General features: G+C 71.1%; 11 protein-coding genes. 3 read left to right on the top strand and 8 right to left on the bottom strand.

What is annotated here, in order from left to right; translation table 11 throughout:
- Window positions 1-212 precede the first annotated feature (212 nt).
- From AB0M80_RS35265 to AB0M80_RS35245, 5 genes are all read right to left on the bottom strand, one after another.
- Window positions 213-1,415, bottom strand: a complete 1,203-nt coding sequence (locus AB0M80_RS35265; protein ID WP_364573607.1) for an ROK family transcriptional regulator — start codon at window positions 1,413-1,415, stop codon at window positions 213-215.
- Window positions 1,416-1,510: 95 nt separating this feature from the next.
- A complete protein-coding gene (locus tag AB0M80_RS35260) occupies window positions 1,511-3,238 on the bottom strand; it encodes a trehalase family glycosidase (RefSeq protein ID WP_364573605.1) in 1,728 nt (575 codons plus the stop codon).
- Window positions 3,239-3,262: 24 nt separating this feature from the next.
- Complete coding sequence (locus tag AB0M80_RS35255) at window positions 3,263-4,072, bottom strand: carbohydrate ABC transporter permease (protein WP_364573603.1); 810 nt, start codon at window positions 4,070-4,072, stop codon at window positions 3,263-3,265.
- Window positions 4,069-5,022: a sugar ABC transporter permease gene (locus tag AB0M80_RS35250; RefSeq protein WP_364573601.1), complete on the bottom strand. Its 954-nt coding sequence runs from the start codon at window positions 5,020-5,022 to the stop codon at window positions 4,069-4,071. Before AB0M80_RS35250 ends, AB0M80_RS35255 begins: the two co-directional genes overlap by 4 nt.
- Before the next feature lie 8 nt (window positions 5,023-5,030).
- A complete protein-coding gene (locus AB0M80_RS35245; RefSeq protein ID WP_364573599.1) occupies window positions 5,031-6,278 on the bottom strand; it encodes an ABC transporter substrate-binding protein in 1,248 nt (415 codons plus the stop codon).
- Between the two features lie 32 nt (window positions 6,279-6,310).
- Between AB0M80_RS35245 and AB0M80_RS35240 the strand changes: the two genes are divergently transcribed.
- The 3 genes from AB0M80_RS35240 to AB0M80_RS35230 all read left to right on the top strand — a co-directional run bounded on the left by AB0M80_RS35240 (window position 6,311) and on the right by AB0M80_RS35230 (window position 9,006).
- Window positions 6,311-7,459, top strand: a complete 1,149-nt coding sequence (locus AB0M80_RS35240) for a LacI family DNA-binding transcriptional regulator (RefSeq protein WP_364573769.1) — start codon at window positions 6,311-6,313, stop codon at window positions 7,457-7,459.
- Window positions 7,460-8,065: 606 nt separating this feature from the next.
- Window positions 8,066-8,656, top strand: coding sequence for a hypothetical protein (locus tag AB0M80_RS35235; RefSeq protein WP_364573597.1), 591 nt, complete (start codon window positions 8,066-8,068; stop codon window positions 8,654-8,656).
- Window positions 8,629-9,006, top strand: a complete 378-nt coding sequence (locus tag AB0M80_RS35230) for a hypothetical protein (RefSeq protein WP_364573595.1) — start codon at window positions 8,629-8,631, stop codon at window positions 9,004-9,006. Before AB0M80_RS35235 ends, AB0M80_RS35230 begins: the two co-directional genes overlap by 28 nt.
- Window positions 9,007-9,085: 79 nt before the next feature.
- Here the strand turns inward: AB0M80_RS35230 and AB0M80_RS35225 are convergent, their stop codons facing one another.
- The 3 genes from AB0M80_RS35225 to AB0M80_RS35215 all read right to left on the bottom strand — a co-directional run.
- Window positions 9,086-10,324 (bottom strand): GDSL-type esterase/lipase family protein, encoded by a 1,239-nt coding sequence (locus AB0M80_RS35225; RefSeq protein ID WP_364573593.1) that lies wholly within the window; start codon window positions 10,322-10,324, stop codon window positions 9,086-9,088.
- Window positions 10,325-10,374: 50 nt separating this feature from the next.
- Window positions 10,375-11,373 (bottom strand): arabinan endo-1,5-alpha-L-arabinosidase, encoded by a 999-nt coding sequence (locus AB0M80_RS35220; RefSeq protein WP_364573591.1) that lies wholly within the window; start codon window positions 11,371-11,373, stop codon window positions 10,375-10,377.
- A 178-nt stretch (window positions 11,374-11,551) separates the two neighbouring features.
- The coding region (locus AB0M80_RS35215) for an alpha-L-arabinofuranosidase B (RefSeq protein WP_364573589.1) at window positions 11,552-12,513 on the bottom strand (962 nt) is incomplete at its 5' end.

Genomic DNA, 12,513 nt, shown 5'->3' with positions numbered 1-12,513 from the left:
CTTGCGCAGTCCACTGAACGCACTTTGTCGCTCAGGCAGCGAAAGTAGGGTGACTGGCATCACTCGTCAAGGTGATGTCTCGACGTTTGGCGTGCTTTTCACCCGGATAGACGTGCGAAACCGGACAGACTTTTGCATTTTCAAAGCGAAAGTCTGTCCGATTTCGACGTTACTCGTGAGAGTTGTTCAGCAACGCAGTGTGCTGCACGGGCTCAGCTGCTGAGCGTGAAAGCCCGGTCCGTCGCCGACCAAGCCGCTCCGATCACACCCGCCGTCTCGCCGAGCTCGGACAGCACGATCGGGAGGTTTCCCGTGGCCAGCGGCAGCGAGCGGCGGTACACCGCGCTGCGCACCTCGGCGAGCAACTGGTGCCCGAGCTGCGCCACCCCGCCGCCGATCACCACCATCCCCGGGTTGATGAACGAGACCAGCGAGGCGATGACCTGGCCGAGCCGGCGCCCGCCGTCGCGAATGAGGTTGACCGCGCCGAAGTCGCCCGCCGCGGCGGCCTGCCCGACGTCACGGGCGGTGACCGCTCCGCGTTCGGCGGCCGCTTCGGCCAGGTACGCCGACCGGCCGCTGCGCGCCAGGGCCAGCCCGTCGCGGGCGAGTGCGGCCCCGCCGAAGTAGGCCTCCAGGCAGCCGACCTCGCCGCACGCGCAGGTCGGGCCGAACTCGTCGAGCCGGATGTGCCCGATGTCGCCGGCCGTGCCCGCGACCCCGCGGTACACCTTGCCGCCGAGCACGATCCCGCAGCCGATCCCGGTGCCGATCTTGACGAACACCAGGTCGTCGGTCGACCGCGCGACCCCGGCGTGCCGCTCCCCGAGCGCCATCGCGTTGACGTCGTTGTCCACCGCGACCGGGCAGCCCCACAGCCCACCGAGGTGGTCCCGCACGTTGAACCGGTCCCAGCCGGGCATGATCGGCGGCGCCACGGCCATCCCTTCGGCGAAGCTGACCGGTCCCGGCAGCCCGATTCCCGCCGCGATCAGCCGGCCGGGCGCCTCGTCCCGGACTTTCGCGGCGAGCTCGGCCACCCGCCGCAGCACCGGATGCGGCCCCTGCCGCACATCACAGTCCTCGACGGCGTGCGCGAGCACCTCGCACGATGCGTCGGTGACCGCCACCCCGACCGACGTCGCACCGACGTCCACCGCCAGCACCCGGAGCTCACCGGCGAGCCGGACCAGCGTCGAGCGCCGCCCGCCCCGGCTGGCCGAGGGCCCCGCGCTCTCGACGAGCCCGACCTCACCGAGCCGGACCACCTCCGCCCCCACCCGGGCCCGCGGCAGCTCCAGCCGCTCTCCCAGCTCGACCCGCGACATCGGGCCCTCGTCCCGGAGCAGGGTGAGCAACCGGGTCTGGTGCCGGGTTTCGACCATCGAGTGCTCCGGGGTGGGTACCACGCTCATTCGCCTCAGCCTACTGCGCGGATCCCCCGGCACTTCGTCGCGCCGCCATCGGCGACCGCACGCGGCTTCGCAGGTCAGGCGCCGACTGCCCGGGCCTACCGCTCGGAAAACGCTTCCTGCTCCGCCTCCACCGCGCGCCGGCGCTCAGCATCGCCGGCGAGGACGAGGTAGGCGCTCGCCGTCCAGGTGTAGGCGCGGTCGCGCAGGCCTTCGCCCGTCAACGCGTCGAAGTTTTCGGCGAACCCCGACTTTTCGCACACCGCGCGGAAGCGCGCGCTGACCCGGTCGGCGAGCGCCACCGCACCGGCGCGGCGGAGCCCGTCTTCGATCAGCACGGTGACGGGCGCCCACACCGGCCCGCGCCAGTAACCGTCCGCCTCGTAGAACGGGGACGTCGGCAACTCGGTCGACAGCCCGATGTCGGTGAGGTGCTCCTCGAGCCCGGCCACGACCTTGTCCCGGACGTCCGGCGGCAGGTGTTCGCCGAGCACGATCGGCATCAGCTCGAGCAGGCTCGCACCCGCGTGGACCGCTCCGGTCGCGGCCGAGCGGCTGACGAACCTCGTGCCGTCCCAGAGCTCGCCCAGCAGCGACACCAGCATGCTCTCCGCTTCGGCGTGCCACCGCGCGGCGGCGTCGGCATCACCCTGCTCGGCGGCCAGGGCCGCCAGCTCCTTCAGCTGCAGGACCAGGAACGCGGCCAGATCGGGCGTCTGCACGAGCCGCCGTTCGGCGAACGGGGTCGCGTTGTCCCAGCCGCTGTCGTTGCCGTGTTCGTAGTGGGCGAACGGGCTGCCGGGCACGCGGCGGCGCTCGAGCCAGAACGTCGTCCACGCCGCCAGCTGCCGGTAGACCGATCCGCCTTCGGTCTCGGGCAGGCCACCGGGCAGGCGGCCGCGCAGGCGGCTCAGTGCCCAGCCGTGGATGGGCGGCTTGACGAAGTTGCGCAGCACCTCGGCGTGGGTGATCGAGTCGGGCAGCGCACCCCGGTCGTCCTGGTGGTCGAAGACGACCTGCAACTGGTGCCAGGCCAGCTCGGGCCGTCCGCCCGCCAGAGCCAGGGCGTTGAAGCAGTGGTCCCAGCTCCACACCTTGTCCATCCAGTGCTTCGACATCAGCACGGCCGGCCGGCCGACGAACCCGGCGGGCGCCACGATGGCCGACCAGAGCACGTAACAGGCCAGCTCGGCCGCCGGGGTGCGTTCGCTGCGCCAAGGCGCCACCGAATCAGCGAAAGTGGCGAAACCGGCCCGGGCGGCGGCGACCACGTCGTCGAACGCCGGCGCCGTCGAGTACGGCTCTCGGGCACCGGGGAGTTCCTCGATCACCACCTCCCAGGCATCGCCGCTCACGACGACGGCCCGCTCGGCCGTGCCGAGTGCTTCGGCACCGACGTGCCGCACGTGTCCGGAAAGGACGGTGACCCGGTAGCGGCAGCCCGTTTCGTAGGAGGTGAACACGGCCGAGCCGTCGACCGGATCGGTGAAGAAGTAGGTGCCGGTGAACGGGGTCAGCGTGGCTTCGGCCGCGCGGATCCGCAGCTGGAGGCCGCGCCCGGCGATCCTCAGCGTCTCCGGTGCCGCGAACGCCGCCGTGATCCCCCGGTCGGCCGTGCCCCAGGTGAGTGCGGACGGCGTGGCTGCCGGCTCGCCGCCGCTTTCGGGGACCAGCGCCAGGACGGCGTGCATGCCGTGGCGGTGGGAGACGAGGTGGAGGTCGTCGGCGTAGGTGGCCTCGGCCACCACCGGGGAGACGTCGAACCACGATCCCGGGTAGCTGAACGGGATCTCCCGCAGCGAAAATTCCTGATCGCCGGTGGGCACAGGGGTCGTCCTTTCCGGAAGGGGCTAGTCCTTGACGGCGCCCGCGGTGACGCCGGCGGCGACGAACCGCTGCGCCAGCACGAGAAGCACGGCGGCCGGCACGGAAGCCACCACCGCCGTCGCCATGATGGAGTTCCACTCCTGGTTGTTGTTGCCGATGTAGCGGTAGATGCCCAGGGTCAGCGGCCGCATCGAGCCGCCGCCGTCGAGCGTCGCCGCGAAGACGAAGTCCGACCAGGCCCACAGGAACGAGAACAGCCCGGCGGTCACGACTCCGTTGCGGCTCGCCGGCAGCACCACCGACCAGAACGCGCGCACCGGGCCGGCCCCGTCGATCGTGGCCGCCTGGACGAGTTCGTCCGGCACCGAAGCCATGAACGAGGTCAGGATGAGCACGGCGAACGGCACCGCGATCGTCGAATCGGCGAGGACCAGCCCCCACGCGGTGTTGGTGATGCCCAGCGAGACGTAGCTGCCGTAGAAGCCGAGCGCCATGATGATGCCGGGGATCATCTGGGCGACGAGCAGCACGAACCCGAGCGCCCGGTGCCCGCGCGGGCGCAGCTTGGCCAGCGCGTACGCCGAAGGTGCAGCCAGGGCCAGCGTCAGCGCCACGGTGCCGAGCGCGACGAACAGGCTGGTGGCGAAGTACGGGAGCTGCTCGCGCAGGACCCGCTCGTAGCCCTCGAACGTCGGCGCGGCCGGGAACCAGTCGGGCGGCGACTTGCGCATCCGCCCGGCCGGCGTCAGCGACACGTTGACCATCCAATAGACGGGGAACAGCATCACGGCGGTGAGGACCAGCCCCACCGCGGTGCGCCAGCGCCGGATCACGGTGCCTCCTGCCTGCGCTGCGCGCGGATGTAGAGCAGCCCCGCGACCAGGGCCAGCAGGATGAGCACGTTGCCCACGGCCGCGCTGGGCCCGAACCGCGGCAGCATGCTGCCGAACCCGAGCTGGTAGGACCAGGTGGCGAGGGTGGTCGACGATCCGCCGGGGCCGCCCTTGGTCATGATCCAGATGACGTCGAACACCTTCAGCGTGTACACCAGCCCCAGCAGCAGGGTGATCGCCGAAACCGGCCGCAGGAGCGGGAAGGTGACGTGCCGGAACCGCTGCCACGCCCCGGCGCCGTCGAGCGACGCCGCCTCGTACACCTCGGCCGGGATGTTCTGCAGGCCGCTGTGCAGCACGACGAGGTTGAACGGCACGCCGATCCAGATGTTGGCGATGATCACCGAGACCAGGGACCACGACGGCGACGTCAGCCAGTCGATCCGGCCGGCGCCGAACCAGCCCAGCACGGAGTTGACCACGCCGGACTCGCTGTTGAGCAGCCACGCCCAGGTCGACCCGGAAACGATCAGGGGCAGCAGCCACGGCACGAGGAACAGGGCGCGCAGCGTCGGGCCCAGGCGGAAGTTCCGGGCGAAGAACACCGCCATCGCCAGGCCGATGCCGTACTGGAAGAGCAGCGACGCGGCGGTGAAGACGACCGTGTCGAGCAGCGCCGTGCGGAAGGTCGGATCGGCGAACACTGCTGCGTAGTTGTCGAACCACACCAGCGGCGCCCCGCCGTGGACGAAGGTGCGGACCGTGTAGCTGCGCAGGCTGAGATCGATGTTCGTGACCAGCGGATAGCCGTAGCACAGCACGAGGTAGGCGACGAGCGGCGCGAGGAACGCCCAGGCGAGCAGCTGCGGCCGCCGGCGCGGCTCGCGCCGCGCCCGTCCGGGCGCCGGGGCGTCCGGACGGGCGGTGACCGGCCGGCGGATGTCCTGCACGAGCCGGCCTACTTCGCCGACGCCGCGGTCGCCTGCGCGGCGGCGAGCGCGGCGTCGGGGGCCTTCGCACCGGTGAGCGCGGCCTGCACCGCGCCCCAGAGAGGCTCCGAGATCCGCGGGTACCGGGTGCCGAGGTTGTCGCCGGTGCGGCCCTTCGCGACCTTGACCGCGTCGACCCACACCTTCAGCTCCGGCTGGGCCCCGACCTGCTTTTCCTGCACCGACGGCACGGCGGAGACGTAGGTCAGCGCCGTGTCGGAGTCGAGGACGTTGGCCGGGCTGGTCAGGCAGGACGCGATCCGGCCCGCGGTCTTCTCGGCGTCGGGGCTGCTCTGGGCCGGCACGGTGACGAACTCGCCGCCGGTCGGCGCCGGGGCCGCTCCCCCGGCGCGCGCCGGGATCGGGAGGACGCCGTACTCGAAGCCGGCCTTCTTCGCGTTCTGCAGCTGCCAGGTCCCGTTCTCGGCGAAGGCGTACTCGCCCGTCGCGAACTCCTGCCAGCTGGTCGTCTGCGTGTTGCCGACCACCGAGTTCGGCGCGTACCCCCGGTCCAGCCAGGACTTCCACTGCGCGAGGGCCGAGACGGCGCCGGCCGAAGCCAGGTCGGTCAGGTTCGCGCCCGCGCCCCAGAACCACGGCAGGAACTGGAAGCTGCCTTCCTCGGTGCCGATGGCGGAGAACGTGATGCCCTTCTTGCCCGCGGCGTGCACCTTGGCCAAGGCCGCGTCGAGCGAGGCCCAGTCCCGCACGGACGCCGGGTCGACGCCGGCCGCGGTCAGCACGGACTTGTTGTAGTAGAGGGCGAGCGTGTTCGCGCCGATCGGCACGCCGTACACCTGGCCTTTGACGTCGGCCGCGGCGAGCAGGTTCGGGGCGGCCTGCGCGGCGTCGAGGCCGGTTTCCGCGTTGGCTTTCAGCACCCCGCCCTCGGCCAGCGTGGAGACCACGGGGTTGTCCACCACCAGGACGTTCGGGGCCGTGTTCTGCTGGGCGGCGAGCAGCACCTTGTTGGTGAGGTCGGTCGTGTCGAACGCCTGCCGCGCGATCTTGACCCCGGCGTCGGCGCCGCACTTGTCGATGACCTTCGCCCACGCGGAGCTCGCGTCGAACTGCGGGTAGGGGTCCCAGACCGTGAAGGCACCGTCGGCGCCCGTCCCGCCCGCCCCCGCGGCGGGGGCCGGCCCGGAGGAGCAGGCGGCCAGCGTCGTCGCGGCGACGGCCGCCGACAGCAGCCGGATGATCGGGTGACGCTTCATGAGAGGTCCTTCCTGTCGGCACCAGCGACGACCTGGAGGCGGTCTATCCGTCATCGAACCGGTTCGATGGTGGATGGCGGCGTCACCGTAAACCTCGCAAGCACTCCTGCGCAATACTGCGTGTACTACGATCGAACCGGTTCTCGGCAACGGTCAGGAGTGGCATGAACATCGGGGAGATCGCGCAGCGCGCCGGGGTTTCGCGCAGCACCGTGTCGTACGCGCTCAGCGGCAAACGACCGGTGTCGGCGGCCACCGTGCAGCGCATCAACGACGTCATCGCCGAACTCGGCTACCGGCCCAACGCCAGCGCCCGCGCACTGGCCGAAGGCCGCACGCGCACGCTGGGCCTGGTCGTTCCGCCGGCCAGCCGCCGGCTGACCGACGTCCAGCTGGGGTTCGTCGGCAGCGTCGTCGACGCGGCCGCCGCCCACGACCTCGACGTGCTGCTCTCCCCCAGCGGCGGCGACCACGACCGCTCGTTCGAACGCATCGTGACCGGACGCCGGGTCGACGGCGTGATCCTGATGGAGATCCTCCTCGAAGACCCGCGGGTCGAGCGGCTGAGCCAGGCGAGCCTGCCGTTCGTGACCATCGGCCACGTCGAGCACCCCGGGGCGTCCTGGTGGGTGGACGTCGACTACGGCGCCCTGATCACGCGCTGCGTGCACCACCTCGCCGATCTCGGCCACGACGAAGTCGTGCTGATCAACCGCTCGGCCGAGCTCGTCGCGGCCGGGTACGGGCCCGCACTGCGGTCGGCGACCGGGTTCCTCGAGGCCACCGCCGCGCGGGGCCTGACCGCGCGCACCGTGTGCTGCGCGGACGACGCCGCGGCCGGCCTGGCCTGCTTCGAGGAGATCCGGACGCAGTGGCCTTCGGTGACCGCGGCGGTCACGATCAACGAGGCGGCCTTGCCCGGCGTCCAGCGCGCGCTGCACCGGGCCGGACTGGAGGTGCCCCGCGACTTCTCGCTGACCGGGGTCATCGCCGAACGGCTGGCCGAGGACTTCCACCCCCCGCTCACCGCGGCGGACGTGCCCGCCGTCGAGCTGGGCCGGCTGGCCGTGGACCTGCTCCTGGCCCAGATCGCCGACGCCGGTGCGGCACCGCGGCACGCCCTGCTGGAGCCGCCGATTTCGCTGCGGTCGAGCACGGGCGCCCGGCGCCGCCGCGACTGACCGGCTCCGCCGAGGCCGCCGGGCCTGCCGCGACCGTCATCGAACCGGTTCGATATCTCGCCCGTTGGCTTTCCACTAGCGGCTGACGTAGTGCGCACTTCGCGATCGAACCGGTTCGATGGTCACCGACCTCCCCTCGACCTGCCCGGAGTCCCCCGTGGTTCAACGGCGAACTGTCCTGCCCGCCGCACTCTCGGCGACGCCGCCGGCGGGCGCGACGTCTACGTGTACATGACCGACATCTACCGCGGCTTCCCCTACCAGCGCGCCCAGGGCCAGGCCGGGATCGACGACTACCGCGCCAAGCTGACCCCCAGGTGAAGCAGGTCCTCGCGTCGGGCTCCCGCGACCACGTCGTGTACGTCCCCTTCAACGAACCCGAAGGGAACATGTACGGCACCGGCCAGTACAGCTTCGACAACGTCAGCTGGCTGACCGGCCCGCAGTTCTTCTTCGCCGAGTGGAAGCAGGCTTACGACCTGATCAAGGGCCGCGACCCTCGATCGCGCCAAGCGGCAGTCGCGCACGCTCTTCGGCGGTTCCTCTGGAGCCGCGGACGTCCGGTTCGCCCACGTCGACCGGAAGTTGTTCGGCAACCGCGTGCACGTGACCGTGCAGGAAGACGCCGCGCACACCGGCACCGGCTGGAGCCGCAACGGTCCGGAAGGCAACCCCGGCAACGTCGGCAAGTTCGCCGGCAACTACAACGTCGGCGGGCTGCGGACCGGATCAGACGTCCAGCTGTCCTTCGACGTCGAGGTGCCCCAGGACGGCCGCTACCACCTCAGCGTCTCCTCCAACACCTACAACAAGTACCCGAGCGTCGTCGCCCAAGGCCCGACCAACGTCTTCCTGCGGGTCGACGGCAAGGACCCGCGGCAGCTGAACCTGCCGGTCTCCTACGAGTGGGTGGTCTGGGACCACACCGGCACCCGCGTGCCGCTCACCGCCGACGGCGTCGATCCCGCCACCGACGGCCGCACGGGCTACGAAGCGGAGTACGCCGACCTCGCCAAGGCCACGATCCGGTACGACGTCCGCGGCTCCTCCGGCCCGGGCGCGGTGTCGCTGCGCCCCGGCCCGGCTCGAAGCCGAAACCGGCGTCCTCACCGGGGCCGCCCCAGCGGAGCAGCGACTTCTCGTTCGCGTCGGGCCAGGTCGTCACCGCGGTGGGCGACGGGCCGGGCAACGCGCTGACCCTGCAGGTGACGGCGAAGCGGGCGGGCCGGCACGTCCTCGTCGTCCGCTACGCCAACGCGGAGGAATCGATCCCCACGCACTACAACCCCGACCCGGTCGCGCGGCACGCCGACATCGCCGTCAACGGCGCCGCCGCCCGGCGGGTGCTGTTCCCGACGACGTTCCACTTCAACCAGTTCCGGGACCTCGCCGTCCCGGTCGACCTGCGCGCCGGGACCAACACGCTCACCTTCACCGCCCAGGAACTGCCGGACTGGGACGGGAAGACCTACAACCCGTTCGGTCAGCGCTCGAAGTACGCCCCGAACATCGACTACGTCTCGGTCGCGCCGCTCGCGGCCGGCTGAGCCCGGTCACCGCTGACCGGAAGCCAGGCCCCGCCGGGTTTCGAGCGCCGTGGGCAGCTCGAAACCCGGCCGGCCGGCTTCAGCGGGCGAACACCCCGAGGTCGATCGAATCGCCCAGGAGCCGGTCGCCGGCCGCGTTCGGGTGGTAGCAGTCGCTGCGCCAGTCCGCGCGGATCACCGTCGGGTCCGCCGGGTCGCGCAGCACCGCGTCGAAGTCGAGGACCGCGTCGAACGTTCCGGAGGTGCGGATCCACGCGTTGACCGCCAGGCGGGCCTGCTCCTTCGGACTGCCGGCCGCGTTGCACATCGGCAGGATCGTCGCGCCGACGATCTTGCGGCCCGTGGCGTGGACCCGCCGGACGATGGTTCGCATCGCGTCGATGACCTGCCCGGCCGGGGCGGGTGGTGCGTAGTCGCCGCCGCCGATGTCGTTCGTTCCCTCCAGGAGCAGGACGTACCGGACCCCCGGCAGGGAAAGCACGTCACGGTCGAGCCGGGCCGGCGCCGGCGGGCCGCAGCACTGGCCGGTGGGGTCGTACGGGTTCGGCTGCACGCTGACGGTGTTGCCGCTGATCCCCGCGTTGGCCACCGACAGCCGCCGCGGCGGTGGCAGCGTCCCGATGCGCTCGGCGAGCACGTCGGTCCAGCGCGGGCCGCCGCCGAAGGCGTTGTAGCCGTCGGTGATCGAGTCGCCGAGGGCGACGATCGTGCCGCGGGTCGGGGACACGGCGCTGATCGCGTCCGCCCACCACAGGACGCCGGGTGCGAAGGGACCATAAGCGCTTCCCGACTCGTCGGCTCCCGCGTCACCCGCTCCGGCCGAGGTGAACGACCCCGGCGTGGCGGTCTGGGGCGGCGGGAAGGTGTGGTCGTTGACCGGCGAACCCGGCGCGTACACGCTCACCGCGACGTGGTCGCCGCGGCGGACGGACAGCGGCAGCGGGTCGGTCCACGCGCTCGCGCCCGGCGGGATCGTCACCGCGTGCCGGAAGCCGAACGTGGCGCGGCGGTTCGACCCCGGCACCAGCGCCGGCGAATCCGTCGACGGCTGCCGGCCGACACACACCGACCGCACGGTCATGGCGGTGGCACCGAACGGGTTGCTCAGCCGCACCCGCAGCGCCGCCCCGCTCGCCGTCACGGTGAGCACGTTGCGGATCGTGACGTCGGGCGCGGTGCCGTGCACCCCTTGGAGGGCGGACTCCGTCAGGGTGACCGTCCCCGGCAGCGCACCGCCCGGGGACGCGGCCTCCGCGACCGCCGGGCTCAGCAGGGACGCGGAGACGGCCAGGACAACAGCGGTTCGGCGGATGCGCATCCGGCCGTCCTCTCGTCGAGTCGTTGGTGGGGTTCGGGATCAGGCGAGGATCAGGTGACGACCGGCCAGCCGGCCGAGTCGTAGGTCAGGCGGTTGATGCCGAGGCGTGCCGCGCCGTTGTCGCCGTAGTAGTGGTAGACGAGCAGGTCGCCGTCGCTGTCGGCGAGCACGGCCTCATGGCCCGGCCCGTGGATGCTGCCGTGGCCGGCGAGGATTTCGGTGCCGCCGCCGGAGGTCATCGACCCGCTGTTGCGGTCGGTGTAGGGGCCGGTGAGGCTGGTGGAGCGGCCGACCATCACCCGGTAGGTGCTCGACGCGCCGCGGCAGCACAGGTCGAACGACACGTACTGGTAGTAGTACTGGCCACGCTTGACGATGAAGGGCGCCTCGATCGCACCCCCGCCGCGCCCGGCGACGGCGGTCATGCCGCTGCCGAGGCGCAGGCCCGTCGCGGGATCCAGCTGGATCAGCTTGATGCCCGACCAGAACGAGCCGAAGTCCAGCCACCACCGGCCCTGGTCGTCCACGATCAGGTTCGGGTCGATGGCGTTGAAGGTGTCGCCGGTGCGCGACTCGACGACGAGACCGCGGTGGGTCCAGGTGCCGGAGTTGCCGGAGGGACTGGTGGCCAGGAAGATCGCCGACCGGTTGGAGCCGAACGTCGAGGCCGCGTAGTACAGGTGGTACTGGCCGTTGCGGTAGGAGATGTCCGGAGCCCAGAGGCTGCGGCTGCCGTTGGTGTAGGGGGTGGTCCACGACGCACCGTTCGGGAAGGCCGAACCGGCGCCCGAGAAGGCGATGCGGTCGGTGGACGTCTTCAGCGCGATGTTGTCCCCCGTGTGCGCCACCAGGTAGCTGCCGTCCGGGCGTTTGACCACACTCGGGTCGTGCACGCCGATGTCGCCGGTGACGCGCCCGGGAGCGGGATACGCGGCCGCGGCGGCCGCCGGGAGCGCGCCGGCCGGCGCGGCCAGCAACGCTGTCAGGCAAAGGAAGACGGCGGTGAACGGTGCTCGAGCGGCCGACATGGTGCCTCCGTTGGCAGTCATGCTCTCGATGACACTGCGCTATCAAAAAGACGCTATCAACAAAACGTCATCGGCAAAATACGGCTGGGAAAGTTCCCAGCCGAGCGTAACGCAGGGGTTACCGCCCGACAAGACGGTTCGAGAAAGCGCTATCACGCACCCGGCCCGGCCGGCGGCAGGGCGCGTGACAGCTACTCGGTCAAGAAGCCCACGGGGAGCTGACGAGCCAGCTCACGTCGTCGCTGTAGGCGGTGGCGCTGTCGAAGGTGTTCGAACCGCCGTTGGCGGCGATGTAGCCGATGTTGTCGTAGTGGCGGACGTACCGGTCGGAGAAGTTGAGGGACCGGAGCGAGGCACCTTGGCCGTTGCGGCCGGCTTCCGGGCAGAAGGTCGCGTCCTGGGCGAACAGCGAGCTCCCGTCGTTGGCCTGCAGGTAAAGCCGGTAGTTCTGGTGCCGCAGGTACTGCCCGGCGACGTTCTTCGACTCGAACGAAACGCACGAACCGCTGCCGAGTCCGGTCCGGACGGTCCAGGACGCGTTGCCCTTCTCGGTGGCGGAGCTGCCGCTGCCGACGACCGCGGTGTCCACTGTGGATCCGGTGTGGTGGAGGTAGCGGTCGGTGCAGCAGGCGGTGGTGGCGCGCAGCGAAACGGACGTACCCGGCGTCAGGCCGGTTCCGGTCGAACCGGTGGCGTACCCGGCCGCGGTGATGTTGGCCTGCACCGCGTTTTCGGTGGCGTCCGACGGATAACCGGACGTCATCACCCCTTCGTAGAAGGTGCCGCGGGCGCCGACGCTGTTGTCACCGCCGATGCCCAGGATGATGGCGCCTTCCTTCTTCATCGGGTTGTAGCCGGCGACGTTGGGGCGCACTCCGTCGTAGAACGTCGACACGCCACCGGACTGGGCGTTGCCGCCGCGGATGGCCCACCGGTTCGGGCCGCCCTTGACGATGGCGGTCAGGAAGCGGTGGCTGATGCTCGGGTCGTTGGCGTTGTAGCGCTGGTTGACCCCGGAGAACAGGCCGTTTTCGAGGTCGGCCATGATCCACGGGCCGTTGCCGGCGCCGTAGCCCCAGACCTTGATGTTGCCGAAGTAGATGGCTTCCATCGTGCCGTTGCCGTTGTCGCGGCTGTTGCGCTCGGCGTTGCCGTAGTCGA

Origin of the sequence: Amycolatopsis sp. NPDC051045, assembly GCF_040682955.1 — a bacterium.
GTDB lineage: Bacteria > Actinomycetota > Actinomycetes > Mycobacteriales > Pseudonocardiaceae > Amycolatopsis.
This window is presented reverse-complemented; position numbering and strand designations above follow the sequence as displayed.

Bases quoted from the DNA above. Each gene is read 5' to 3' on its own strand.
- AB0M80_RS35265 (WP_364573607.1), bottom strand. From the start codon at position 1,415: ATGAGCGTGGTACCCACCCCGGAGCACTCGATGGTCGAAACCCGGCAC.
- AB0M80_RS35245 (WP_364573599.1), bottom strand. From the start codon at position 6,278: ATGAAGCGTCACCCGATCATCCGGCTGCTGTCGGCGGCCGTCGCCGCG.
- AB0M80_RS35225 (WP_364573593.1), bottom strand. From the start codon at position 10,324: ATGCGCATCCGCCGAACCGCTGTTGTCCTGGCCGTCTCCGCGTCCCTG.
- AB0M80_RS35220 (WP_364573591.1), bottom strand. From the start codon at position 11,373: ATGACTGCCAACGGAGGCACCATGTCGGCCGCTCGAGCACCGTTCACC.